A 26,123-nucleotide genomic window follows, 5' to 3' on the forward strand; every position below is an offset into this window, starting at 1 on the left:
TGAAACTGTTATCGGCAACGTTTTGTTAAACCATAGTTTTTTGTTCAGTGGGCTCAACAGGCAGCAGTGGAAGGTCAGTACTCAGAAGGGAATAAAATAAGGCTGGTTACCCGGCCTGAATATCACTTGTAATCGATAAAGTTCAGGATGGCCTCGTTGAACTCCTTCGGTGCCTGAATAAAGGCGAAGTGGCTGGTGTTCGGCAATATCAGCAATCCGGCTTTCGGGATCGTATTGGCGATATATTCCAGGTGCTCACGCACAATGGCCTCGTCATGATCGCCGTCGACAATCAGTACCCGGTTGGAGATTTTCTTAAGATCCTCATCGCTCCAGTTGGGCTGCGTTGCCCACATATGGCTTATCTGATCGACAAAGGCATCATACTGGTCCGGGGTTTTGGAAAGCTTGCGATATTCATTGCCCGCCCGCTCGATATAGCTGGCAAAGACCGGGTTTTTCTCGGTATCCGGTTTCACACCGCTGGTTTTGGTGTTAGGGGCAAAGGAAAAAATACGGTTCACTCGTGTGGGGTGGCGAATCGCCAGATCGATACCAATAATCCCCCCGTCACTCCAGCCGACAATATCCGCTTTCTGAATATTCAGGTGATCGAGCAACGCCACCACATCATCACTCATTAAGTCGTAGCTGTAAGGCCGTTCGTCGCGCGTACTGCGCCCGTGCCCCCGACTGTCGACCACGATAACCTTATGATCTTTTGCCAGCGCGGCGACTTGCAGGCCCCAGTAATCGGAATTAGCCAGACCGCCGTGGAGTAACACCACCGGCTTCCCCTCTCCGGTCGTTGCGTAATAGAGTTGTATACCGTTGACGCTGGCATACGCCGGTTTCAGCGCGGCAACAGGAGCAGGCGTTCGCGGTAATTTTTTCCAGCGCTCCCCCCAGGCAGGCGGGGACTTAGGCGTAACAGCCCAAGTCGCAGATGTGCTCAATGCCCCCATCACGCAGAGCAGCCCGGCGAGGATTAATGTGTTTTTTTTCTTCATAGCGATCCCTCCTGATTACGTTTAATGTGCCTCACCCAGCTCTCGGGTACGTTTCACCGCCGCCAGCACGCTGCGTTGCAGGCCTGCGGCAAAATCGCTGTTGTTAAGCTCATACAACCCATGGATCCCGACGCCTGCCGGCGAATTGTTAATATCCAGAAGCTGTCTTGGATGTTTCTGGCTTCGGCGCAGCATCTCTACCGCGCCCTGCAGATTTTCGAGCACCACTTCGCTTGCCTGCGCACGCGACAGACCGGCCAGAACGCCCGCGTCGGTAAACGACTCGATAAAGTAATAAATGTAGTTCGGCCCGGCAACACCGAAGCCGGTAAAGATATCGATGAGCCGTTCCGGCAGATAGAGCACCTTGCCAAAGCCGTTGAGAAAAGGTTCCACCTGTTCGGCGCTCGCCTGCGCATTCAGAACCACCCCGCTGTAGCCAAACCCGGTGTCGGTAAGCGTATTGGGGATAACGCGGGCAATGGGTTTTCCCGTCCCCAACGCCGCTTCCAGTTGGCGCAATGTCACCCCGGCAATCAGCGAGACCACCGTCGTTGCGGCAGAAAGATGAGGCTGAATACGCGCAGCGACACTTGCTAAATCATCCTGCGGACGGATCCCCAGAACCACCAGCGCAGCCTCGTGTAGCCGTTGCCCGTTCTGCCGCTCCGGCGCCAGACCATAACGTTCAGTGAGCAGTGCAATACGGTTTGGGTCGATATCCTCCAGCGAAATATCCTGCGAACGGAGTGTTCCCGCCGCCAGAGAGGCACGAATAATCGCCTCCGCCATTTGCCCGGCACCAATAAAATGGACTTTTGCCATGAGCCGCCTCTCCTTATTGAAAGCGATATTCGCCGTTACCTACATGAAAACGGTGGCCTTTCAGCGCCGGGTCAGAGACGTTAAAGACCAGTTCAACTAACCGATTAGCCACACTCTGGCGAAAGATAAAGCGCTGTTCGCCCACCGCCAGTCCCTCCGGCGATTCGTTGAAACCAAACAACTTATGCCAGTGTGCTCGCGCGGCCTGCGGATCCTGCACGTCAAAAATGGCACTCTGTAATGTCACTTCGCCTGCGGGATGTGGCCTGTCGAGCCCCTGAGCACGTAGCCGCGCCAGCCGGGCGTTATCGTCTTCACCCCATTGCAAAATAAAGGGATATGGCAGGCCGTTAAAATCCCCATCGATGGTGAAGATGCGCCAGCTAATCACATTGCCCTGCGGGTCGTTACGCTGGCCATCGACTATCGGCGAGACCTGTAATCCTTTGCTGCGCAATTGCGCATGCGTCTGGTCAATATCATCCGTGCGCAGCGCCACCCGATGCAGCGCCTGGTTTTCCGGCAACAGGTGCGCCGCATCGCGGGAGAGCAAAAAATCGGTCTGTGCCGACGCCAGTTCAGCCTGATCAGCGATGGCGAGAAATTCAATATAGATCAGCCCAAAATAGCTGAGTGCATTCCAGGTTCCCCAGCCAGGGTGACGCCCACCGGCAAGCGCGTTGAGCCTCTGTCCCGTAAAGATGGTGATGGCCTCTTGCGGCTGGTTAACAAACTGCACGGCATGGTCCCATTTTAATGTGGTCATGAAGCCCCCTTGAATGATTATTCCCAGTCGGTGTTCACTTTGACGTTCTCTGCACCCGGCAGGCCGTAAACGTCTTCGTCATACCACTTGCGAGACAACGCGGCGAGCGTGCCATCTTTTTTGAGGGCTTCCAGCTCCGTGTCGATGGCTTTGATCAGTTTCGGGTCAGCACTCTTTTTGTAGAGATAGACGTTAGGGAACAGGCCGACAGACTCGGAGGCTTTCAGGTTAAGATTGAGCGCTTTGTTTAACGCCAGTAAGGCGCCAATCGGATAGATAGCCGCATCATATTCACCAGAAGCAACGGCTTTGAAAATGTCCGCAGCAGACTGCTCACCGTTCGGCTGCAGATTGATTTGCTGGCCTGGGTGCTTTTTGTTGTAGTTATCAATCACGGTATAACGCGCATCGGATGTATGAATCGGCACCAGTTTCTTCTTGCCGCTCGCCAGATCGGCCAGCGTATGAATGTCGTTTTCATTGTTACGCACAATTAAACGCAGGTCGCTGATGCCCGAAGGCTGGCCGGAGTAAGCGTATTGCGCCGCACGCTCTTTTGTCAGATAAAAATGGTCAGCAGCAAGGGTGTATGCGCCGGTGGACAGACCGACAATCATCGCATCGCGGGAGACCGCATTAAAATGGAACTTATAGTTGGTGAGCTTCTGATCAATGACCTTTAATAACTCACCGTCGTAACCGGTAATATTATTGTTATCGTCTACAAAGCTAAACGGGAACCCGTTTGCATTCACCACCACTTCAACAGTTTGCGCATCAGGGCTTTTTTCGACCGCTTGCGCCACCGTTATATTCATTGCCAGGAGCAGTGAACTTACCAACAACACCTTATTTTTGAACATATTTCTTTCCCCAAAATGAGTGAGATGGAACCACTTTACGTGCATGGCTTTTCCACCGGTTACTGAGATACACCTCGATATGTCGCAATATCCAGGTAAGGACCAGACAGAGCGCAATATAAATAAATAGAACGATGCAATAGGCCTCCACATAATGAAAACCGCGCACCGCTGCGATATTCGCCTTAGCCATCACATCCACCACCGTAATGGTGTAAACCAGTGACGTATCCTTGATCAGGTCAATCAGGACGCTGGTGTAGTTAGGTAGAGCGGATACCGCCGCCTGCGGAAAAATGATGCGTCGAAACTGGGTAAAGCCGCTCAGCCCTATCGACCATGCGGCCTCGCGTTGCCCTTTTTCCACGGCATTCCACGCGGAGCGAAAAGTCTCGGCAAAGTAGGCGCTAAACACCACGGAAAAAGCAGTTACGGCGGCCACCAGCGGTGAGAGTTTGTAACTAAACGGCGTATCCTGCGGCCCGCCCCAAAGCCCGCTGGCAATCCACGGCCAGACATAAAAGACAAAATAGAGCATTACCAGCATGGGGATAGAGCGCCCGAAAGAGATAAACACCTGCACCAGATATTTCACGTACGGCACATTGCCAATCATCACCCAGGCAAAAACACCGCCTAATAACGTTGAAAATATTAACGATAAAAAAGTGATCAGTAACGTGACCGGTAGCGCGCTTAATATAAAGGTGAAGTTATCTCGGATAAAATCGATGCTAAACATAGTCGTCTTTTACTCCAGTAAATATTGATACTTTTTCTCAATACGATTTGTGAGATAAAAGATAATCATGTTAAGCAACCAGTAGATGAGAATGACGCTAATAAACGCCGCGACCTGCTTCGCACCATAACTGTTTTGCGAGATTTTTTGTGCGCGACCAAAAATATCGACAATACCAATAATGTTTACCAGCGATGTCATCTTCACCAGATTGATTAAAAGGTTGCCGAAATTGGGAATAGCGATAATGAGCCCCTGCAGAAAAATAACGCGCGCAATACCCATGTGCCAGGGAATATTCAAACTGCGTATCGCCTCTTTTTGTCCGATATCCACGGCATTCCATGCCGAGCGCATCATTTCGGCAAAATAAGGGCTGATGCCGACGGAAATAGACAAGATGGCAAAAGTCATATCGCTAATCAGTAGCACAGGAAGTTCCAGCGCTGAGAGAATCAGTTTCCCGCCGAAGAAAAAGAGCAGGATTAACAGCGCCAGCGGCGCACCGCGCAGCACATCGGTGTATGCTTTTGCCAGCCATCTCAATAACGATGAGCGACTAAACTGCAAGACAGTAGCGACCAGACCAAGTGCCAGACCGAGCAACAAAGAGGCCAGCGTGATCCCCAGGGTGATCGGCAGGTTTTCCAGTAATTTCGGCACAATCAATAGCAGATCGTCGGAACGCAACAACGGTTGTGGATTCATTACATTAGCCTCAGGCGTGGAAACGGAGTCGGGCAAGAAACGCCTGTGTGCGCGTGTGTAACGCCGCGCCAAAAATCTGCTCCGGCGGCCCCTGCTCCACGATTTCGCCGTTTTCCATAAACACCACACTGGAAGCGACCTGGCGGGCGAATTCCATTTCATGAGTTACGATAATCATCGTTTGCCCGTTCGCGGCAATCTCCTGAATGAGTGTCAGAACCTCGCCGACTTTCTCCGGATCCAGCGCCGATGTGGGTTCATCCAGCAACAGCACCGCCGGGTTAATCGCCAGCGCACGGGCAATGCCAATACGCTGTTTTTGCCCGCCAGAAAGGCTGTTCGGATAGTGATCTTTTTTATGTAACAATCCGACCTGTTTTAGCAGGCGTTCAGCCGTCGCGACCGCCTCCTGACGCGGGCGCTTTTGCGCATAGATCAAGCCTTCGGTAATATTTTGCAAGGCGGTGAGATTATGAAACAGATTCCAGGATTGAAAAACCATCGCGGTTTTCGCGCGTATTTTTTCAATCTCTTTTTTTCCTGCTTTGGCGCAATCAACAATGGCGTCGTCAATTTTTATTTGCCCGCTATCGGCGGGTTCCAGAAAATTCAGCGTGCGCAACAGTGTCGTTTTACCCGAGCCGCTTGGGCCAATAATGCAGATAATTTCCCCTGCATTAATGGAAAGCGAAACCTCTTTTAGTATTTTTTCGCCAGTAAAACTTTTACTGATTTTCTCAATGGCAATCATCATTATATTTTCGCAGCGGGCTATCCCTGATAAATGCACAACGGCGGCATCTATTTCTTTACAAAAACTATATTGCCGGTGGGTCTATAAAGACAAACAAGAAAAATACATATGCAAAGTTGAAAAACACATTTCCGAAATGGGAGTATTTCCGGAAATTGACCTATTTAAACTATTAAGGGGAAATGAAGGTGGGGGAAAGGATGATCCGCTCTTTATCGTCGCGGATCATCCTTTATATTCTCTTTAACGGCTCACGCCTGTGAGCCAGTAAGGTTCGCCAAGCGTCAGCATCAGGCGATTGGCCCATGCGAAAAAGGCGGCTGATTGCACAAGATCCACAATCTCCAGGGTACTCAGCCCCTGTTCACGCAGTTGCGCCACATCCTGCGCGCTGGCCTGCGCGGGCGTGCTGGAGAGACGTGCAACGAAATTGATCTGCGCCTGCCAGCGTGGCGACTGCCCTTGTGCCAAATCGCCACCGGGGGCGATATCCAACAGACGTTGCACCGCCTCCTGCTGTTTAGAAAGCTGGCTGGCTTTACGGGCATGTACCGAGGCGCAATAAATGCAGCCGTTGACCTTACTGGCGACAGTTGCCGCCAGCTCACGCTCGGCGCGCGGCAGTCCCGACGCGGTATAGAAAATCCCTTTATCCGTCAGCGTGCGCTGCTCAAGCACGGGAAGATTACGCCCCAGCAGACGGAAATAGTCCGACTCGCTATGGCCGAAACGGGCCAGGGTCGCCTGCTCGTCGGCGTTAAAATCAGGCAGCGCTTTTGCCGCAATCCACGGCTCCCAGCCGAGCTCCGCCTGGGTAAAGGCAACCGGCGCCCGTTTGCCCGTAAGCGTCTGTGGCTGCGTATGCCACTCCCCTGCCGTTACGGCTTGTGGCTGGGGGATGTCCACCTCATGGCCTGCCAGTAAACGATAGCCGCGCAATAAGCGGCTCTGGAAACTGATAAAGGCGGTTAATTGCGACAGGGTCACAATATCGTCCTCTGACCATCCGGCGTTCAGCAAGGTCTGTAAGTCAGCCGCCTGCGCGCTTACGGGATGTAGCGTGAGTGTCCTGGCATGGGCCAGCGCCGCGTTCAGCGCCGGGGTCACGTTCGGGACAGTAACGTCCTTGCCGCGTTGCTCGTAATAGCGGCGCAGTACGCTGTCCCGCAGCCAGTTGCTAATTTGCGCCGCCAGCCAGAATCGCACGGTGAGCGTCAGCTTTCCCTGTACAGTCCGGGCGGAAAAAAGCGCCTCATAGCTGCCCTGAGTATGGCGCGTTGCCGCTTCCCGCGTCTGGCGAGCGGCGGCCAGTTCACTGTCCGGCGCAATCCCGGCCAGGCTGTCGAGCAGGTCGTGAGCGTGTAACGCCGTCTCTTTTTCCGGAATCAAAGGGTCATGCAACGTCATAAAATCTCCTGTTGTTGAGTACGGTGCGTCATGCCGGGAATGGCGTCGATCAGCTCCCGCGTGTAAGGATCACGGGAGTGGCTAAAAATGTGTTCTACCGGGCCGGACTCCACCTGCTTTCCGTGGTGGAGCACGCTCACGGTGTCGGCAATTTGCCGCACCACGGAGAGGTCGTGGGAGATAAACAGATAGGTCAGGCCGAGTTCGCGCTGGAGCGTGTCGAGCAGGCGCAGGATTTGCGCCTGTACCGTCACATCAAGGGCGGAAACCGCTTCGTCGAGAACCAGCACCTGGGGTTCCAGAACGAGCGCTCGCGCAATGGCCACGCGCTGGCGCTGGCCGCCGGAGAGTTCATGCGGTTTACGGGTCAGTAGCTCGTGCGGTAGCGCCACGCGTTCAAACATCTCATGGACTTTCTGCGCGCGCGTTGCCCGGTCGAAGCGACCAAAGTTGCGCAGAGGCTCCTCCACAATGTCAAACAGACGCTGCGCTGGATCGAGCGAACTGAACGGATTCTGATAAACCAGTTGAATTTTTTGCCGGAACTGACGCAGCGGCTCTCCTTTCAGGCGGGTGATGTCTGTCCCCTCGATCAGAATCTGTCCGCTGGTGGGGCGATGAAAGCCAAGCAGGCTGCGCGCCGTTGTGGTTTTCCCCGACCCCGACTCCCCCACAATGGCATGTGTGGTGCCGCGTTCAACGCTAAACGACAAATTATCCACCGCACGGAACAGCGTTTTGTTGTCTGTGGAGAGCGGATAGGTCTGGACCAGATTATCCACCCGAATCACTGTGTCACCGCCGTTTGTCCGCGGCGCGCGCGGCGTGGGATTGAGCGACGGCACATCCGCCAGCAGCGCTCTCGCGTACTGGCTGCGGGGTGCCTGCAACACCGCCTGAATGGGGCCTTGCTCCTGCACATGTCCGCGCTGGAAGACCACCAGCCGGTCGGCGCGTTCTGCCGCCACGCCTAAATCATGGGTCACAAACAGCACGGCAGTGCCACTTTCACGCCGCAGTTCATCCAGTAAATCCAGCACGCGCTTTTGCACCGTCACATCCAGCGCGCTGGTCGGCTCATCGGCGACAATCAGCGCAGGCTTCAATGCAATGGCAATGGCGATCAAGACCCGCTGCTTCATACCGCCCGAAAGCTGATACGGATATTGCTGCGCACGTAGCTCGGGTTGCGTCAGCCCAACGCGGGCCAGTAGCGCCAGAGTTTGCTGGCGAATAACCTGACGGGGTGCGCGCTGGTGCAAACGCAGGATCTCATCAACCTGCGCGCCGATGGTTTTGACCGGATTGAGCGAGCTGGTGGGATCCTGGGGAATCAGACTGATACGCGCACCGCGAATGCCGTCCAGTTGCTTTTGCGACCAACGGCTGATATCGGTGCCGTTCAGGCGAATCGCCCCCCGGGTCAGGCGACCATTTTCACTGAGCAAGCCAATCACCGCCTGTGCCGTGGTGGTCTTGCCGGAACCGGACTCCCCTACCAGCGCCACCACTTCACCGGGGTTGATCTGAAATGACACTCCTTCAACCACCGTGCGATCGCCTTCGGCGGTGCGGTAACGGATGGTGACATCCTCCAGCTCCAGTACCGGTACGGTGGCGCTGCTCTGTTGCAAACTCAGGTTCAGGCTCATGATTGCCCCCTGCGTAATGACTGGCTGACACGGTTGGCCGCCAGCACCACCAGCACGACGACAATCCCCGGGAAGGCCGTCAGCCACCAGGCCGTTGAAAGGTAATTCCGGCCTTCGGCGATCAGCAATCCCCACTCTGGCGTGGGCGGCGGTGCGCCATACCCCAGGAAACTGAGGGTGGAAATAGCCAGAATCGCGCTGCCGAATTGCAGGGCGGCAAAGGCAAAGACGGTACTCAGGGCGTTAGGCACGATATGGCGTAATAGAACACTGAAAAAAGTGCCGCCGCTGCCCCATGCCGCTTCGACGAAATCGCTGTGGCGCACACGCAGGGTTTCACCCCGCACCAGACGGGTAAAACTGGCAATCGAGGTGATCCCCACCGCAATGGCGGCGTTCACCGTGCCGAAGCCCAGCAGAATGATGACGCTCAGCGCCAGCAGCAGCCCGGGAATAGCGAGCAGAATATCGATAACGCGCATGATCAGGCTATCGAACCAGCCCCTAATCGCCCCGGCCAATAACCCAAGCGTGCTACCGAGCGCCAGCCCAAGACCAACCGCAATAAGCGCGCCGGAGAGTGAATGCACGGCACCATAGACAATGCGGGTATACAGGTCGCGGCCCAACTGGTCGGTGCCAAGCAGATAGCCGTTGCCGGGGGCAAGACGCTGTGCGCCCGCCACGCCGTCTGTCGGGCTGAAATGGGTGAACCAGGCGGGAAACAGCGCCCAGAGCACAACCGTCAGCAAAACCAGCCAGGCGGCAATCAATCCCGGACTCAGCGTAATACGGGGTACGCGAGCGCGTTTGTATAATGACGGGAAGCTGAGCTTCCCCTGAGGAACGACCGTCATGAGGTGACTCCTGTACTGTTTTTCAGGCGGGGATCGAGCAAGGGATATAGCAGATCGATGGCGAGGTTAATCACCACAAAAGCGCTGGCGGAAATCACCACGATGGCCTGTAACACGCTACTGTCCTGGGTATTGACCGCTTCCTGGGTGAGTTGCCCCAGGCCACTGCGACCAAATACGGTTTCGGTTATCAACGCGCCGGCGATAAGTTCGCCCAATAACAGCCCCGCCACGGTCAGCGTTGGCAACAGCGCATTGCCCAACACATGGCGCCACAATACCCCCGCCCGGCTGGCCCCTTTCGCGCGTGCCACGGCGACAAACGGCTGGGTTTGTATTTGGTCAATACTGCGCATCAAAATTTGCGCCAGCGGCGCGGAAATCGGTAACGCCAGCGTCAATGTGGGCAGGATCAGCCCCTGCCATGGGCCTGGGTTAATAACGGGGATCCACCCTAACTGGAAAGAAAAAATCTGGATTAACACGATGCCAAGCCAGAAAGTCGGTACCGAAATAAACAGTGATGGCAGCGATTGCAGCGCCGCACGCAGCCCGCTAAACGGCGACAAAAATGAGAGTGCCGCCAGCACAAAGGCCAGGATCGTGGCGACGATCAGCCCTAACAGCGCCAGCAGGAGCGTGGAAGGAAGATTCTCACTTAGCAATTCACTGACCGGCACGCCGGTCTGGACGGAAAGGCCGAAATCCCCATGTAACAGGCTGACCACGGCGTGGACATATTGCGTCAGCACCGGTGTGTCAGCACCATAGCTCAGGCGCAACTGAGCAATTTGATCGGCGCTCAGCCCAAGATCCGGATTCTGGAACTTGATCAATATTGCGTCGCCCGGAAGCGCCTGTAACAGCACAAATGAGAGCGTAAAGGCGGCCCATAACACTATCAGCGCCTGACCAAAACGTACCGTCAGATATCTGCCCATGGCTTGTCCTCTTGCACGGTACCCCTCGCCCGATGACAAGGGGAAACCCATGCGTTATTTATCTAACCAGGTGTTGTAAAAACTCGGACGCCCTACGGCTTCGAAGCTCAGCCCCCTGGTGGATGGCGCACCGGCATAGACCTGCGGCTCTTCAAAGATAGGGATCACGTAGGCTTTATCGATAAGGTATTGCTGCACCTCATTGACCAGCGCAATACGCTTATCCTGTGAGGTGGCGGAGGCGATACCCTCCAGTAACCCGTTCAGATGGCTGTCCTCAAACTGCTTAACCTTGTCGCTGGCGCCCCCTTTTTGCAGCAGCACATTGCGCAGCGTCGGGTAGTACTGACTTTTCAGGACATCCGGATCCGCGCGGCCCACCATGCTCGGATATACGCCCGTTTTAGCCGGGTCAAGGTTATCAAGGGTTTTACTGCCCGCATCCCCCGCCAGAACGTTGAGTTTGACGCCCACTTTGGCCCACTGCTGCGCCACCAGTTGCAGTGTCTCTTTGTTCTGCGGCTGTGGCGGCGATTCGTACGCCGTCAGTGTCAGGGATTGCCCGTCTTTCTGTCGCACGCCGTCCGGGCCGCTTTTCCAGCCTGCCTCTTCCAGCAAACGCGCCGCCTGGGCCGGGTCGAATTTCAGCTTGTCGGAAAGATCCACATAGCCCACCGCCGTTTTGGCTAACACTGATGTGGCCTGCGGGTAATTTGCGGAGAAGAGCGTCTGGACAATCTCTTTGGTGTTGGTGGCATGCAGCAGCGCCTCACGCACCTTTTGATCCGCCACCAGTGGGTTATCAGGGCGGAAGTTAACACTGTTGTTCACCCCACGCGTCGGGGAGGCATAAACGGCAAAGCCTTTGTCGGAGACACGCTTCTCGTCGTAGGCCTGAATCTGGCGAATCGCATCGGCCTGGCCGGAGAGTAACGCGCCAATACGGACGCTATCTTCCGGCGTCACCAGCACGTTAATGCCGTCCAGATAAGGACGCCCCTGATGGGCAAAACTCGGCGGCGCCCAGTTATAGTCCTTACGCGCCACCAGTTTCACTTCGCGACCCGGACGGTCGCTCTCCACCACAAACGGGCCGGATCCAATAATGCTGCGCGCGCTGCCGAGCTGGTTAAAGTTTTTCTCCAGGGTCGAGAGCGAGACGAGCCCGGAGCCAATGGCGGAGGTGCCCTGCAGGAAACCCGGCGACGGAGATTTGAAAAAGAACTTCACCGTTAGCGGATCGATCACCTCACTTTTCAGGTAGTTGTTGATGACCTCGGACACCGGCTGGTTGAGGGCTTTATTGCCCAGACCATAGGTATCGAAATTTTTCGCTACAGCGTTGGCATCAAGCGGAGTGCCGTCCGAAAAGGTGACGCCAGGACGAAGTTTAAAGGTGTACTCGGTGTAATCCGCGTTGGTGGTCCAGGATTGCGCAATCCACGGCTCAATTTGCAGGGTTTTCGGGTTTTGCCAGGTCAGCTTGTCGGTTATCTGGTTGAGGATTCCGCCGTTAGGGTAAAACCCGCCCGCAGGCGGATAGAGGTTAGTGTGCGCCTGTTGTTCCAGATAGATTAGCGTGCCGCCATTTTTGGGCGCGTTTTCTGCGGCCACTGAAGCGGTGCTGATCCCTGCCAGTGCCATCGTGGCGAAAAGGCGAAATCGGTATGTGGAGAGCAAAATCGACATTGTTATTTTTCCTGTAGTTATCGTTTAAGCGTCGTGCTGAGCGCGGCCGGACGCCCCATACAGGCGGCTAGCCGTCCGAAACCTGATTTGATATTTTCACAGCGATGGGTAAACCGCAAAGAACAATACTGATAATGAATATGCGTAAATTTGTTAGCGAGATGTGACACCAAATCGGCAGCAGCGCAGGGTCCAGGCCAGACTGGGTTCTGCAAATAAAGGGTAATCGCTATCAGGCGGCAAGGCGCAGGCTGGGGCAACCTGGTGGCGGGAAAATGCCAACACTGCCCCAGCCTGCGCCTCAAGGAAATTAGCGTTCTCGCCAGGCATAGGGCACGGCAGGCTGCCACTCATCACCCAGCAATTCGAGATCATCGTAATGGATAATGGCCTGATAATGGTGTTCACGATCTTCAAAATAAAGCTGCCCGGAAATATGTTGTGCCAGGGTACGTGCGCCCTGGCTGATTCCAGGAATAAGACCAACGACATGACCATTGCTTAACAGCGCGGGGTGGCTAAAACAGTGCACCCTCGCCAGCGAAGAGGCGCTGTCACTGTGTTTTGCCTGAAACGCGAAATCAGCCCCCAGATAAGGATAACTCGCCAGTTGCGCGTTCTGCTTATCAGCAGGAGGCTGCCAGGCATCGCCCCAGGTTTTGACCTGATCCACCAGCGCATGAAATTCCGGACGGGCATGCCAGTCCAGAGCATATCCCGTGGCAAGGATCAGGTAATCTACCGGCACTTCGCCCTGCGGGGTATGAACAACGATGCCCTCCTGACGGGTTTCGACCCGCTCAACCGGGGCGTTAAAATTGAACCAGGCGTTGGGATGACGCGACACGCGCAGCGTGCTGCCGTGCGGCGGTGGCGTCTGGACGGTCGCGATATGCTGGGCCAGCCGCCATTTCCACTCATCCGGCAGATTAAAATAGCCTGATTCAAAACCCGGGTTGCCAGCCCCTTTTAACAGGTTCACGCGGGGAAAATCAGGACGACGGATCAGCAGTTCAACCCCCGCTGCCCCCGCTTCCAGCGCCGTGGCCGAAACATCCATCGCTGTGGCGCTACCGCCAACAACCGCAACCCGACGACCCGCAAGAGCGGCAAAATCAATCGCCTCTTCTGAGTGTGCCCAATACTGCTTTGGTACATCACTGACAAAATCAGGAATAGCAGGTCCGCCAAACGCATCCATTCCGATGGCCAGGATCACTTTACGCGCACTCACCCGCCGGATCTCACCCTGGTGCGAAAAGGTCAGTTCTACACGCTGTGGGTCCTGTAGATTCAGACCTGTCAGGGCGTGATCGTTACGCACATCCAGCGCCAGCACCTGGCGGTACCAGCGCAGATACGCGGCCCATTGCAGACGGGGGATCTTGTCCAGCGTATTCCAGGCCTCAAGGCCAAATTGTGCTTCATACCAGGCGCGAAAGGTCAAAGAGGGAATATCAAGCGCCGGCCCGGTAAGGTGCTTAGGCGAGCGCAGCGTTTCCATGCGCGCGGTTGTTGCCCAGGGACCTTCGAAATCTTTGGGCGCTTTGTCATACAGCACGGCGTCAATACCCTGCAGGCGCAGTGCGAACGCCGCCGCAAGGCCCGCCATGCCTGCGCCAATGATCACCACGTTCTGCGCCTGTGCGTCAGATTGTTGTGGCAACCAGCGTTTTGCAGGCAACGCCAGCCATTCCAAATCCTGTTTGATTCGGGCTTCCAGCGCGGCAAGCCCCTGCTCTGCCCTTTCGGATGGTGTAATGGGCGAAATCGAAGAAAGTGACATCGTCGTTATCCTTTTGCGTCAATGCATTCAGTCATTTGCTGAGTGATAGCACTTCGATACCAGGGGAACTACGATTTAATATTGCTAGCCTAATGCAGACTTTTTCTATAGGAGACCGGGATTGGGTTTGACTGGCGAAAGCACATGAGGCAGGTAATTTGGATTACGCGGAGGGCTGTAAACAGAAGCGGAGGTTCAGGGGAAAGGAGACGAAGAGGAAGTGAGGTATATGAGCAGGCGTTTTCCGGCGAAAGCGCAGAAACTCAAACGCTGATCCCTTGCGGATCGACGGCAGGTGATACGCCCGTAACGAGCAGTATGTTTAATTTTCGAAAAGTGTAAAACCACTCAGTAAGCCCTGACATGAGGGCAATATCATCATAGTGAAACTGAAATTTCTGCACTCCAGGGTATTGCCGCCCCCCGCAATTCGGCAATTAACTCTCTTCTGCTTGCGCGCAGTTTCGCCCTGCTAACTTTGCTTCATACAGTGCTTTGTCAGCACTTTTTTTAAGCATTTCGGCTTCCCACTTCTGACCATCAGAGACGATGGTTGCACAACCTGCGCTGATGGTGACGACCTTTTCCGGGAGGTCTGTCGAGATGTGCGCTATTGCCGCCGCTCTGATACTCATAACCACATGATCAGCAAATTGTTTTACTTGCGAGGCATCAGCTTCAGACAAAATGATGGCAAATTCCTCACCACCGTAGCGGGCAACCAGATCACCCTGCCGATGAACGAGAGAACCCAGTATGCTGCCGACTTTTTTCAGGCAAGCATCACCTGCCACATGACCATAGGTGTCGTTATAACGTTTAAAAAAATCGATATCTATCATGATAAGAGAAACAGGCAGCCTGCTTTTTTGCGAGTGAATCAGGCTTCTTTCCAGAAACTCATCAAATTGTCTGCGATTGGCAAGGCCAGTCAGCCCATCAAGCAGTGCCAGCAACTGGAGGGTATGATTAATGGTCGTCAGTTCGTCCCGCACTAAGGCCAGCTCAGCCTGATTTCGCGCATTTGTGTTAATCTGACGCAGCACAAACAAGCCAAGAATAAGCATCATGAAGAGCATGGCGATATTAAGCAGTGCATCTACTATGTTTTCTCGCAGCCAGTTCGTACGAATCCGGTCCTTGTCATAACCGGCGGTCACAATTAATGGATACCGTTCCAGGCGAGCATATCCAAAAACCATCTCCACGCCGTCGAGTAATGAAACCCAGGTCGCACTTCCACTCTCAGACGCTTTAAGTGCGAAAGTAAAAAGAGGACTGTTAGACAAATTCTTATTGATAGCCGAGTCCGGTAAAGGGCGAACATAGAGGGTAGAACTATCAGCCAGAATGAGCCCGAGGGTATCTTTCGGACCGATAATAAAATAACTATAGAAGTGTCGGAAATAATCGACTTTGATTGTAGCCAGCGCTACCCCCGCAAAATCACCATTCACATCATTGAGTCGTATTGACACCGGAATAACCAGATCGCCAGTGGAGCGACTGCGTATCACGTGACCAATATGAATGGCTTGCTCAGTATGCTGCTGATGCCATATAAAATATTCACGATCGGCATTGTTAGCTTTTGCGGGTATATAATTCCCTGTGGTGACGACCCAATTCCCCCCGGCGTCGTATATAAACAGGCCATGCAGTTGTGTAAGTTTGTCGTGTAGTTCTTTCAGGTGCCGGGCAAAGGGGGGCTTATTTGCGTAGTCTATACCATAAAAATTTAATTGCCGCACCACCTCAGAAAGCGTGATATCCACCTGTAAAAAGGTATCCTCTGCCTGGCGAGCCAGCGACACAGAAAGGTTTCGTGCATGGTTTTCACTTTCTGCGAGTTCATTTTGCCAGGACTGCCACATAGTCCAACTGTTTATCGCTGCGACGGCTACGCTGACGATAAAAAGAAACAATGCCATACTTCTTCCCAATGAAGTATGTAAGATTGTAGAAAAAAAGAGCGCTGTTTTCCTGACATTCCCCTTGCCTCCGTGCCAATTTTTGGAAAATTAAGCTGTCCTACATAAACGTTAAAAATACAGAACCATTAAAGCGGCATTGTGTTTAACAGGTGGAGAACTTTGTATGGGTATTTATTATATCACTTAGCTGGAATGACGGTGATGAAATAGCTTTTGGGAAATTTAAATATATAATATATAGCTAGTGTATTCATCATGACACTCGTTATCGTCAAGACGCGTCAGCGCATTTTCCTGATCATATCCAGCGAACTTACTTATAAGCTGCTGACAGCAGGACGACATCATACCGGGACTGAAAGGAAGCAAGCGCAATTCCAAAACGCTAACCCATTGCTGGAACAGAACAAAGCGGGAAACCGGAAAGGAACTGTCCAGCGGATTTAAAACTGAGGGGCACGTGGGGTGTATGACCGAAAAATTAAGGTCGCGCCGACGAGCGAACTGCCAGCATTGAAGTGTTCAAATTTGATGAGATGTCTAAGAGACAAAAACAAAGGGCTTACCTAATGGTAAGCCATTGTTTAATCTGGCGGAAGCGCAGAGATTAGGAGTCGAAGACCCTGCGGGTCGCCGGTTTTTTGTTCTATGGGTTTTCGTTTATATGGTGGAGCAATTATCCCCATTGGCACGGTTAACAAAAACGTTACGCGGCAGGCTGCTCCGGCCAACTAATATCCGGCGCAGTTGAGATATCGACTCTACTCAGCAGTACGCGGTATTTTTTCCAGGCAGTGAGAGCCGTTTTTTCGTCGCCTGTCGCCATATCCAAATCAGCGGCATCCTGTAGCGGCGCAATTCGCAATGCGGCGAGTCGGAGCAGTTCATCACGTTTAACCGCGTTCGGATCTTCCGCTACCGGTTTAACTACTTCAACCCATCCATCGTCTGACCAGTAATACTCTATGCCAGGTGAAATATTAATTTCGCCGTATTTGCCCTTTATTGCTTCCTGGTAAATTGACTGACCTGCCGTATCGTCGGGCATTGCTGCGAACGGGATAAACTGTTCTCCGTCGAATGAAATATCAACATCAACTGATTTTTCCGGGTTGATGCTGCGTGGATTTCTTACTTTTATCACTTCCTGCTCAGCGTTTGCCATCACGCGACCCTCTGCCATAAAGTTGTTCGATGTGCGTCGTTAACAGTGCGGGACATTCCGGCGCACCGCCACGACCCTGGAAGTGACCAGGTGGCGCCTAATCCGTCCGCCGTTGACGGAAAAAGATTGCCACCGGAAACAATGGTTTCCGGGTCAATATTGCCGCCATTGTAATACGCCAGAATAAACGTCCCAACAGTAGCGTAATTCTGCACACGAGGCAGATAATTAGCCGTAACCCAGTCAAATGTGGCTCTGGTATTAATGTTGCTGTCACGCGCAGAAAACTGTGCTGCTAACCAGTTTGATAGCCAGTCGTTGCCCCATGCGCTGCCATGAATATTTCCGGACGAGTTATCAACCGGGATAGACGAAAATTGTCCTTGGATGCCGTTAAATTTGTTTGAGAGATAATTCGACAACCAGTCATTACCCCAGGCACTACCGCGAATATTCCCGGACGGGTTATCAACCGGAATAGCGTTGATTTTGCTTTGCAGATCATTAAAGCGTGCGGTCAGATTAACGGCCAGCGAACCGCCCCATGCGGTGCCGTTCACATCACCCGTGGTATTGTTCACGGGAATGGCACCGAAACGGGCATTCAGATTATTTGACAACCATTCGCTATTGCCGCCAGTACCCCATATGGTGCCGTAGCTATTGCCATCAATGGCGTATTTGGCAGGCCCGGCATAGATGTTACGCCCGGCAAAAATCTCGCCCACTTCATTAAAGGTGACCCGGCCATATTCATTTTTATTTTCTGCATCCACTGTGCGGAAAATAAAACCACCTGTCCCGAGCCCCCGGTTATTGGTCAGCCCTGCTGTACCAAACCCGATACCGTTCCAGTCAATTGTTAATCCCTGTACAGATGGTGATGCAGGCGTATTGACGCGCATTGATGCCGACTGGATCAGACCTGTGACATTCAGCCAGGACATGGTGTCACCGATACGCTGGACGGCATTAGCCGCCTGTGTGATGGTGTTCTGCAATCCCAGGTACTGGATTATTGAGGCAACGTCCGCTTTATTAATCAGATTACGTCCGGCGGCGGTCAGGTTGGTTAATGCCAGGGTATCAGGCCCGGTAAAATAAGCCAGAGTATCAGCAGTGCCCGGCAGCGCGGCCAGAGACGTCAGCGCGGCGTCCAGTGCCTGAAAGTCTTTACCGAGCGCTGCCGCCATTTTGGTAATGAACGCAGCGATATCGCCGTTATCCGGAACATCCTGCCCGGTTTTATTGGTGATGTATTGCGCCAGCGCCGCCGCAACAAATGTTGCCTGCCGGATAGCCTTGTTGATCTGGGCACTGCTGGCCTTACCAGCCTGAAAGCCCGTCAACAAAGCGGTCAGCGCCTCATACTCAGCCTGAGTGATGACGTTTGCACTGGCCCCTGTCGCAAACGGTTTAAAGTCATTTTTAGCCATTACAGTAAAGTCCCCCATGCGCCGGTATCGAAACCGGTTATGTATTCGTTATCCATGTCAAAACCAAAAAAGCGGTTTCCCTCCGACGGCGTTTCCACCGCCGGAATTTGAATGCTGCCACCCCACACGCCCGCCGCTTTAACGGTCAGGTAGCCCTGCCTGATAGCGGCTATCAGTTCGAGTGAGACGTGAGAAATATCGGTCTCAGGAAAAACCCAGAGACCAATAGTCATGTCCTGGTTATCCACGATTTGCATACGCAGTCCGGAACCGGCCAGCGCGTTATCGAGAATGGGCGGTAGTGTGTCGTTCGTGCCATCCCAGTTATTAATGGCAATTTTCGCTTTGAGGATTACCCGATAAGTTTCGTCACTGAGCGCGGTATACCCACTGTCAGGATCATATGGCCCCTGCCACACGCCCTGGTCATAGCCCAGCCCCTCGGTATCCCAGGCGAAGAAAATGCCGGATATGGGAACGGCGACGTAGCGGCTGCGTCCGATCCACTCCCCTAAAATGTCAAGCTGCACGCCCACAGCATTATCAATATCAAATGCCGTCACCAGGCGGTTTAACGTAGTGCTGGTATCCAGAAACGGACGCGTTGACAAATCGACATGCTGGAAGAACAGAGGCTTCGTAGCGTGATAATTGGTAATCAGATCGGTGTATTGGCTCATGGCACCACCGTGATGGCGATATTCGCTGGTGAGCAACTGGCGGCTTCCGCATAACCGATATCAATATTTGCCGTCGCCACACTGCCAGCGGTTTTACCAATAGACAGGCTGTTAATGTCGTAATAACGGGCATTTCCGCCGCTCACGACACCGAGGTTAGCGGGGGAGTAAACACGGCTGATCAGCACGTCGTCACCAATAGCCAGCGAGTTAATGTAACTGGCTATGGTTGATTTTATCTGGTCGGCAATCAAAGAGGTGTAGCCAGGAAATACCCGCAGAGTGATAGAGACAAACACCGGCACGTTTACCGGGCGGGAAAATGATATCGGATGCGGATTACCCCAGATGTCAGCAACCACAATGGTTGTGGTGCCATATGTTCCCACCCCCTGCCCTTTTTTCCCCCGCAGCGTCTGCGCAATCGTTGTTGCATCACCGCCGTCAACAATGGCACTGATGGAGTGGGCCGGTAAGCCGTTTGCATCCACAGAGCCGGTGTCGTTTTCATAGAGTTTGTGGCGTGTCACGCCGGATATATTCGCCAGCGCGCCATCAACAGCGGCGAACGGCGTCAGTGAGGGTAATGCCACGCTCTGGCCCTGCCTGGCGCGCAACTCTGCATCGGTTTCTGCGGCAGCTCCGACCGTAGCCGCCAGTGGATTAGTGACTGACAGCCAGCCTCGCGTGGGGGTATTTATATGCGTCACTGAACCTGCCAGAGCGGCAACAGCGCCGTTGGCATCACATGTGGCCGTGAGCGTGACGCTACCGCTCACTCCAATGGAAACTGACGCCGGAAAATGCCAGATGATTCCGTTTGCATCCTTCGCCGAACCATTGGTGATGATCGTCCCGGCGGTCCCCGTCAGTAGCAGGTCAACCGTCGAACGCGTTTCTCCGCGCCGCACTATCCCGTTGATTTTAACGTTGCGCGTAAGAGTGTCACTCAGTGCCGTTGAGGGAGAAAAGCTGTTATAGACCCCAATAGCTGTCGTGTTGGCGTCGTGAATTGCCAGCGCCACCAGCGCGACCATTTGGCCGTCTTTGCTGTCGGGTTCCAGATACACATCAGTGCCGTAAATCTGCTGAAAATACCCGGTTACGGTATCAAGTATTGTCTGGTAATCAGGCGCACTGATCCCCTGGGCGGTTATCGTTGCCGATAACCCCAGCGTGTCGAGGTTCAAAGCCATTTATGCCTCGCTTGTAAGGGTCGTCATTCCGTAGAAGGTTTCGACCGTCGCGGTGAATGTTACGCGCCGGGATGAGGTGTTTACTGCTGTGTTAAATTCGGTAATGGACTTGACGCCCTTCGTTTCAAGAATGCGCTGCCGTATGGCGAGGTTATAAAGTTCCGGACGCTGCTTACCGAGCACAGACTGGATCCATGGCGTACCCTCGGTGGTGTCAAGAAACCACTGACCGTACCACAACTCAAACCGTGTTTTGATGGCCTGTGCCACCGCCTCCGGTGAATTAATCAGCCAGGTGTCATCACCACGGCCAAATGTATAATCGCCGTCGGTGTCCTCACGTCGGTATTGCATTAATTTGGCCCCCCGGTATTTCCGCTGCCCGTCTGTACACCGCCATGCGTGTGCATCATCAGGCTTTTATTCCCGGCTTTAACATCGTTGGTGACGTTAACCGGACCGAGCATTGTTGCACTGCCTCCGCTGGCGCCCATGCCCTGCGACAGGTTACCGTTAATGGTTACGTTGCCGTTTAGCACGATGGTCGGGGACGTTATTTCGGTACCACCGTCGGCGCTAGCCGTCAACTTACCCGGCGTTTTAACGGTAATCGCGTGACCGGCAGCCACTTCAACAAACGCGGCCCCATCATTGGTTCGCAACTGTGCAGCGCTGGCGCTGATGCCGCTGATTTTCTTTGCCTGAGACTGAGGACCGACGATACAAAATGCATCGGACAAATCATGCATTCTCGGGTCTACCGGTTCCTGAACTCCACCGTTCTGCCACCAAAAATCAATACAGCGATCGGAGAAGATCACCAGGCACTCATCGCCAGGACTGACGGGGAATGTCAGCGTAACGCCTCCACCACGTGGGAAAATAACAGGTACGTCTACCAGTAGCGGATACTCTTTGGTCGTTGTGTGGCCGTCGTTATCTCGCACCATACAGCGGACCGACGGCTGAACTGTCGCTGTCACCGAGCCAGGATCGAACGACTGGACAATACCAGGCAGTGCTACGCGAAGTTGCTCATTTATCGCCTGACGTTCTGAGGCCAGAACATCATCAAATGAGCCGTTACGAGACTGGATTGAAGCTGACATGGGTTACTCCGGACAATAAAAAAGCCGCCGAAGCGACCCTTGAATTTATTAACGACATCATACGCCCATTGCGCGACCATAATTAAACCCAAGCTTATAGGAAATTGATATCAGTTGATCAATTGCAAGTAATTTTGGGTTGCACACGAACCGGATGGGTTGTGAATATTTAAAAATATCACCAGTTAGATATTTGGCACAATACCGCCCTATTTGGCGAATTATCCAACATGGATACACGCCAATTAACGTCGACGCATCCATATTATTTTGTAAAGGCTGAACGTTCAAAAACCGGGACTTAACAGCAGGCTAATGGATAGACTGAAACCCATATTATTATCGGCTCTGGCCTGCATACGTCCAGAGTCGACATTGATTCCGTCAGAACCTGGAAGTTTGATTTTGCTACGTGACACGCTCGACATCAATTATATCCATCTGGCCACTTTTGGTTATATAAGGATATAAGTACCACCGTGAGCAATATAACGCGGGTAAAAGCCCCGAAACAGATAAAAGCAGCAATACAAAATATTGACGCTTTTAATGCCCCCTTTTAGAGAATCAGGTATTCTCCGCGCCTACGCCCCTCGCGCTACACACGTCAAAACCATATACCATTCCTTGCCTCTTGTATCACCAGAATAGGTAATACCCTGAACGACATAAACACCATCTGTTGCAATACTTGCAGGTTTTTCAGTTGTACCAGAAACAGTGATATTACCGTTCCTGGTTTCTGTAGTAATGTGACTTCCATCCTTTCCGAGATCCTCATTACTGAGTTGTTTGCGTTTAATGAAAGCATTTTTCTGGTTCAACTCGATCAATCCATTGACGTGGATATTCGGGTTTATGAGACACGTGACGTTAACGCCATTGCCAAACGTCTGTTGAGGCATGCCGATTAACCCCGTCTCGCTGTTCAGCACTATGGCGTCGTGTACCACCTCGTTTTTGGCAACCATCTCACGCTTGCCATTCACAAACATCCATGTCGCTTCACATTGCGCCGCAACATTATCCATCAGATGTCTCGTCATCCCGAACAGGACTCTCCCGCGCGGGAAAACGGTATCCGGCATGGTTGGTGTACGCCCAACTTCCGCGCCATTCAACTGGAAGTCTTTCATCAGCAATGTATCAAAATCAGTGGTACGGTAACCGGCGGCTAAAGTCTGTGAGGTCACTGTGGTGGAAAATGCCTGGTCGGTATCAGCGGCCTGGATGAGGACATAACTGTCCACCGATTTATCTTCATCTTTACCCTCAATGGTATAACGAATTTCACCACTGAATATCTGCCCGTAGTTGCGACCGTCGGACTGGCCGTTAACCGTTCTCGCAATCCCAACCTGACTGGCATCAACCACCTGTGCGACCATGCCGTCATAACCTGCGATGACTTGAATGCGGGTAAATTCCTTCTCGCAAATCTTTTTCACAGTTTCTGGCGCCAGGTTATAGATTTTGAATGTGCCGACAGCGGTATTCGTACTGCTTTTAACCCAGCTGATATCGAAATGGACTTTGAATTTCCCAAAGTCTGTCAATTGGCCTTTGCTGTCCGTCAACAGTAACTCGAAATGACGCATCCAGTTCTTTGACATGGTTACTCCGTGACAACATAGAGATGACTGGTGATACCCAGATCGGTTTTTGTCGGGTTTTCTTGCCCGACAATATCGGTACCGACCACCAGCGCAAATCCCAGGTTAAGATAAATATGCTGCGCCAACAAATCCGCCCCCGACACCAAAGGCAGCGCCAGCGCCAGCGGCGTGGAATCGTCGCGAAATAGGTCAAGGCACCAGACAGGATCACGCCAGGACACAGCCATTTTGTAGCTGGCCCCGGCAATAGCGATGGAAAACTGCTGATTATCTGCTGATAGCGGAATTTCGTTGATTGATACCATCACTTTCTCCCCAGAATATTGCCGCTGGAGGCTCCCTTATGACCACCTAAAATACCCTTCGATTTTAGAATGGTTTTATTTGCCGGCGTGGCTGTCTTTACCCCGGCGTTCTGAACCGCTGACGTGTTAGCTCCCTGGGCCATATTGGACTTATCAGCCACCTGTGTTACCAACGTGCTGGTGATAATCACCTCACGTAACGTCAATAAGGCAGAAAGCACGTTTTCAGTTTTTTGATCGGTATTTACCTCAATACTGCGCAGGAGCATATTTTTATATATACGCTTCCCGGTCACTACATCCAACGGCGTTCTACTGGATTGCAAATCGAGTAATTGCTGGTAGGTTTCTCTCGGACTCATACCAAGCAGAGGAGGACCTGCCAGTTCATTCTTGAAATCCAGTAGCGCCCCCCCTCCCGCGAAGCCGACATCCATGATAACTTCCGACGGGCTTTTATAGGCATGGTCGGAAATCGCCGCGCCCGTTTCGACAGGGTGCTCCGTTATCTCCAGTTTGTCGGTGTGCTTTTCACTCACCACGACCGACGGAACGAGTATCCCTATATTCCGTGACTGCAAGTGAAACAGCGTTGATAGAATATCCATTAGCCCGCCCCTGTCTGGTTTCTTCGTAACACACGTGAATTCACACTTATCTGCCTTTGCTCGACTTCCCGGCCAATATCATGGGCGTTTCCACCGTAGATGTTGTATGTGTTTTGCTGCTGAATTTGCGGACCGGAGACAAACTTGCCCTGCAACATATTGCTCTGCAACTGGGGGATATAATCGCGCGTCTCCTTCGGTAAAAGGCCCATACCGTATTTCTCAACGTTACCCATGCCCCGGTTATAGGACGCCAGAGTCTTGCTCAATCCGCCACCGTTATCTCGCAATAGCTGACTAAGGTAACGCACGGCAGTTTCGGCAGATTTCATTGGTTCGAAAGCATCGCTGCCTTTCGGATCCAGACCTTTCGCCGTACCCGGCATCAACTGAAACAGCACGTGCGCGCCCGCTTTTCCCCCTGGGAACGGGTCTCCCCCGGATTCCGTCACAACCGTACTCTGTAATAATCCCGCGGAGAGGTTGTACAGTCGCTCCAGATTCGCCAGCGCTGGGCGCAACCAGCCTTGCAATGCATCCCCTTCTTTAGACGGCAGCGGCATCAACGCTTTACTGGATTTCTGAACACTTGACGAAATACGCCCAAACCAGGTATTGGCGACGGAGACAGACATGTTGCTTTCCTGACGGCCTTTCGCTGCCTCCTGGCGTAAATCGGTTTGCGCCTTGTTCAGCATGTTCAACTGCGGATTTCTGACGGACTGAGCTTGCAGCCCTGGCTCTGTTTCAGATATAGACTGTAACGGCTTACTCTCCATCCACTCTGGCAGCGACCCGTGCGCGACATCAGCGACGCTGCCAGCCAGTCCAACGGCCACCTTTGTCCCCCCTTTTACAACAGGGCTGTCAGAAAGGACTTTCGCCGCGTCTTTCACCAGCCCCCACGAACCGGAGAAATCATCCTTAACCCGTTTTTTAAGCACATCCACCAACGCACTAACGTATTTGATAGTGCTCTGAATGGATTCACTTATCGGGTCAAAAAGCCATTTACCGGGAAACGTCGAGGTGTCGATGTTCAGGAATTCAAAGAAGGCCTTACTGGCACCGACAATTGCGCCGCTCAGTTTCGTGATCTTATCAAACAGGTCGCCGAAATCGCCCAGCCAGAGAGTCCCTTTGATAACACCAGTCTCTGCCTCTTCGATTTTCGAGAAGTCATCCAGGATCTGTTTACAGAGGTGATCAATGCTTCCGACCTGCTCGTCTGACAGGCTGATACCCATTTTATCGTCTGCCATACCTGCTACCTGACCGAACACAGGAAGCGAGGTCATAAAGCGGTTACTGCTGACGGTCGCGGTATCGGCCTTGTTGCCGATAGCCTTCGTCATTTGGGAATACAGCGCATTGAAATCATCCAGGCTGCGACGCATCGCCACCAGTGTGTTTTCATCAATGCCAGGCATTAGCGCGTACTGGTTCGCGAGATAAGACGGCATAGTGCTGAGTTTCTGATCCAGCCTGGAGAATACCGCCTCCATACTGCGAGCCTGTCCGTTAGCGTCGTGAGTATCCACGTTCAGACGGTTCAGGCTCCCCTCACCGCCAGAATTACTGCGCAGGAACCGGGCAAGCCCTTCCAGAGAACTTCGCACATCAGCAACACTCTTCCCTGTTTGGGATGCTGCGTACCCGAGCGCCTGGATATCCGCCACGGCCTCATCGCTGCGCTGTGGTGCCAAAGACAGATCGTCCAGCCCCGACGCGACTTTAGTCGTAAATCCCACAACAGACAGTGCCGCCGCCTCGACGGCCATGCCCAGTGCGATAACGGCTTCGGTTGCGCCCAAAATCGCGGCTTCAAATTTAGCGGCACCCGCGCCATCAACATCGAATCCGAGGGAGTGCAAAAATGATTTTATGGTTTCAGCATTCATTCCTGTTCTCTCTCCCAGCGCGCGATACGCGCATCGTTATCCGCTTTGATATCTATCCAGTCGTTCATGCGTGCGATATCCGCCAGATCAATGGAGCCATCTTTCAATGCGGTATAGGGGATAAAACCCGCCTGTACCGGACGGCGTAAATAGTCTTCGTCATCCGGCAGGGT

Annotated in this window: 26 protein-coding genes; 1 reads left to right on the forward strand and 25 read right to left on the reverse strand. The window is 53.1% G+C overall.

Annotation, left to right across the window (positions count from 1 at the left end; translation table 11 throughout):
• Window positions 1–122: 122 nt before the first annotated feature.
• The 7 genes from ACS0RQ_RS17355 to ACS0RQ_RS17385 are packed head-to-tail and all read right to left on the reverse strand — an operon-like array spanning window position 123 to window position 5,665.
• Window positions 123–1,010, reverse strand: a complete 888-nt coding sequence (locus ACS0RQ_RS17355; RefSeq protein ID WP_271851819.1) for an alpha/beta fold hydrolase — start codon at window positions 1,008–1,010, stop codon at window positions 123–125.
• Between the two features lie 21 nt (window positions 1,011–1,031).
• Entirely contained in the window at window positions 1,032–1,835 is an 804-nt protein-coding gene (locus ACS0RQ_RS17360; RefSeq protein WP_271851818.1) for a pyrroline-5-carboxylate reductase family protein, read from the reverse strand.
• Window positions 1,836–1,848: 13 nt separating this feature from the next.
• The gene (locus ACS0RQ_RS17365) at window positions 1,849–2,601 is read right to left on the reverse strand and encodes a VOC family protein (protein ID WP_271851817.1); all 753 of its coding nucleotides are present in this window, start codon (window positions 2,599–2,601) and stop codon (window positions 1,849–1,851) included.
• A gap of 17 nt (window positions 2,602–2,618) precedes the next feature.
• The gene (locus ACS0RQ_RS17370) at window positions 2,619–3,464 is read right to left on the reverse strand and encodes a transporter substrate-binding domain-containing protein (RefSeq protein WP_271851816.1); all 846 of its coding nucleotides are present in this window, start codon (window positions 3,462–3,464) and stop codon (window positions 2,619–2,621) included.
• Entirely contained in the window at window positions 3,451–4,206 is a 756-nt protein-coding gene (locus ACS0RQ_RS17375) for an amino acid ABC transporter permease (protein WP_334633721.1), read from the reverse strand. Before ACS0RQ_RS17375 ends, ACS0RQ_RS17370 begins: the two co-directional genes overlap by 14 nt.
• Window positions 4,207–4,215: 9 nt before the next feature.
• Window positions 4,216–4,914, reverse strand: a complete 699-nt coding sequence (locus tag ACS0RQ_RS17380; RefSeq protein ID WP_271851813.1) for an ABC transporter permease subunit — start codon at window positions 4,912–4,914, stop codon at window positions 4,216–4,218.
• A gap of 10 nt (window positions 4,915–4,924) precedes the next feature.
• Entirely contained in the window at window positions 4,925–5,665 is a 741-nt protein-coding gene (locus tag ACS0RQ_RS17385) for an amino acid ABC transporter ATP-binding protein (protein ID WP_271851827.1), read from the reverse strand.
• Here ACS0RQ_RS17385 and ACS0RQ_RS17390 point away from each other — a divergent pair.
• A complete protein-coding gene (locus tag ACS0RQ_RS17390) occupies window positions 5,655–5,915 on the forward strand; it encodes a hypothetical protein (RefSeq protein WP_271851811.1) in 261 nt (86 codons plus the stop codon). The genes ACS0RQ_RS17385 and ACS0RQ_RS17390 overlap by 11 nt on opposite strands.
• On the opposite strand, the gene ACS0RQ_RS17395 is transcribed toward ACS0RQ_RS17390, so the two are convergent.
• The 18 genes from ACS0RQ_RS17395 to ACS0RQ_RS17480 all read right to left on the reverse strand — a co-directional run bounded on the left by ACS0RQ_RS17395 (window position 5,912) and on the right by ACS0RQ_RS17480 (window position 26,120).
• Window positions 5,912–7,075 carry an alkylhydroperoxidase domain protein gene (locus ACS0RQ_RS17395; RefSeq protein WP_271851810.1) on the reverse strand — a complete coding sequence of 388 codons (1,164 nt, stop codon included), beginning with the start codon at window positions 7,073–7,075 and terminating at the stop codon, window positions 5,912–5,914. The genes ACS0RQ_RS17390 and ACS0RQ_RS17395 overlap by 4 nt on opposite strands.
• Window positions 7,072–8,727, reverse strand: coding sequence for a dipeptide ABC transporter ATP-binding protein (locus tag ACS0RQ_RS17400; RefSeq protein WP_271851808.1), 1,656 nt, complete (start codon window positions 8,725–8,727; stop codon window positions 7,072–7,074). The genes ACS0RQ_RS17395 and ACS0RQ_RS17400 overlap by 4 nt, the downstream gene beginning before the upstream one ends.
• Window positions 8,724–9,584 (reverse strand): ABC transporter permease, encoded by an 861-nt coding sequence (locus ACS0RQ_RS17405; protein WP_271851807.1) that lies wholly within the window; start codon window positions 9,582–9,584, stop codon window positions 8,724–8,726. Before ACS0RQ_RS17405 ends, ACS0RQ_RS17400 begins: the two co-directional genes overlap by 4 nt.
• Entirely contained in the window at window positions 9,581–10,525 is a 945-nt protein-coding gene (locus tag ACS0RQ_RS17410; protein WP_271851805.1) for an ABC transporter permease, read from the reverse strand. The genes ACS0RQ_RS17405 and ACS0RQ_RS17410 overlap by 4 nt, the downstream gene beginning before the upstream one ends.
• Before the next feature lie 54 nt (window positions 10,526–10,579).
• Window positions 10,580–12,214 carry a TIGR04028 family ABC transporter substrate-binding protein gene (locus ACS0RQ_RS17415; RefSeq protein ID WP_420372498.1) on the reverse strand — a complete coding sequence of 545 codons (1,635 nt, stop codon included), beginning with the start codon at window positions 12,212–12,214 and terminating at the stop codon, window positions 10,580–10,582.
• Between the two features lie 310 nt (window positions 12,215–12,524).
• Complete coding sequence (locus tag ACS0RQ_RS17420; protein WP_271851804.1) at window positions 12,525–14,000, reverse strand: NAD(P)-binding domain-containing protein; 1,476 nt, start codon at window positions 13,998–14,000, stop codon at window positions 12,525–12,527.
• 437 nt (window positions 14,001–14,437) lie between these two features.
• Entirely contained in the window at window positions 14,438–15,931 is a 1,494-nt protein-coding gene (locus ACS0RQ_RS17425; protein WP_271851802.1) for a sensor domain-containing diguanylate cyclase, read from the reverse strand.
• 709 nt (window positions 15,932–16,640) lie between these two features.
• Window positions 16,641–17,099, reverse strand: coding sequence for a tail fiber assembly protein (locus ACS0RQ_RS17430; protein ID WP_271851801.1), 459 nt, complete (start codon window positions 17,097–17,099; stop codon window positions 16,641–16,643).
• Window positions 17,099–18,535: a hypothetical protein gene (locus tag ACS0RQ_RS17435; RefSeq protein WP_271851800.1), complete on the reverse strand. Its 1,437-nt coding sequence runs from the start codon at window positions 18,533–18,535 to the stop codon at window positions 17,099–17,101. Before ACS0RQ_RS17435 ends, ACS0RQ_RS17430 begins: the two co-directional genes overlap by 1 nt.
• Window positions 18,535–19,215, reverse strand: a complete 681-nt coding sequence (locus ACS0RQ_RS17440) for a baseplate wedge 1 family protein (protein WP_079496780.1) — start codon at window positions 19,213–19,215, stop codon at window positions 18,535–18,537. The genes ACS0RQ_RS17435 and ACS0RQ_RS17440 overlap by 1 nt, the downstream gene beginning before the upstream one ends.
• The gene (locus tag ACS0RQ_RS17445) at window positions 19,212–20,411 is read right to left on the reverse strand and encodes a baseplate J/gp47 family protein (RefSeq protein WP_271851799.1); all 1,200 of its coding nucleotides are present in this window, start codon (window positions 20,409–20,411) and stop codon (window positions 19,212–19,214) included. The genes ACS0RQ_RS17440 and ACS0RQ_RS17445 overlap by 4 nt, the downstream gene beginning before the upstream one ends.
• Window positions 20,412–20,765 (reverse strand): contractile injection system sheath initiator, encoded by a 354-nt coding sequence (locus ACS0RQ_RS17450; RefSeq protein ID WP_039078623.1) that lies wholly within the window; start codon window positions 20,763–20,765, stop codon window positions 20,412–20,414. It lies immediately after the preceding gene.
• Entirely contained in the window at window positions 20,765–21,520 is a 756-nt protein-coding gene (locus ACS0RQ_RS17455) for a Gp138 family membrane-puncturing spike protein (RefSeq protein WP_271851797.1), read from the reverse strand. Before ACS0RQ_RS17455 ends, ACS0RQ_RS17450 begins: the two co-directional genes overlap by 1 nt.
• A gap of 584 nt (window positions 21,521–22,104) precedes the next feature.
• Window positions 22,105–23,133, reverse strand: coding sequence for a hypothetical protein (locus tag ACS0RQ_RS17460; protein ID WP_271851796.1), 1,029 nt, complete (start codon window positions 23,131–23,133; stop codon window positions 22,105–22,107).
• Window positions 23,134–23,135: 2 nt separating this feature from the next.
• Complete coding sequence (locus ACS0RQ_RS17465; protein ID WP_039078621.1) at window positions 23,136–23,441, reverse strand: phage baseplate plug family protein; 306 nt, start codon at window positions 23,439–23,441, stop codon at window positions 23,136–23,138.
• Window positions 23,441–24,049: a phage baseplate protein gene (locus tag ACS0RQ_RS17470; RefSeq protein WP_271851795.1), complete on the reverse strand. Its 609-nt coding sequence runs from the start codon at window positions 24,047–24,049 to the stop codon at window positions 23,441–23,443. Before ACS0RQ_RS17470 ends, ACS0RQ_RS17465 begins: the two co-directional genes overlap by 1 nt.
• Window positions 24,049–25,950, reverse strand: a complete 1,902-nt coding sequence (locus tag ACS0RQ_RS17475; protein WP_271851794.1) for a lytic transglycosylase domain-containing protein — start codon at window positions 25,948–25,950, stop codon at window positions 24,049–24,051. The genes ACS0RQ_RS17470 and ACS0RQ_RS17475 overlap by 1 nt, the downstream gene beginning before the upstream one ends.
• Window positions 25,947–26,120 carry a DUF6889 family protein gene (locus ACS0RQ_RS17480; RefSeq protein ID WP_039078618.1) on the reverse strand — a complete coding sequence of 58 codons (174 nt, stop codon included), beginning with the start codon at window positions 26,118–26,120 and terminating at the stop codon, window positions 25,947–25,949. Before ACS0RQ_RS17480 ends, ACS0RQ_RS17475 begins: the two co-directional genes overlap by 4 nt.
• Window positions 26,121–26,123: the final 3 nt, after the last annotated feature.

Source organism: Phytobacter diazotrophicus (assembly GCF_052061655.1).
GTDB classification, from domain to species: Bacteria; Pseudomonadota; Gammaproteobacteria; order Enterobacterales; family Enterobacteriaceae; genus Phytobacter; species Phytobacter diazotrophicus.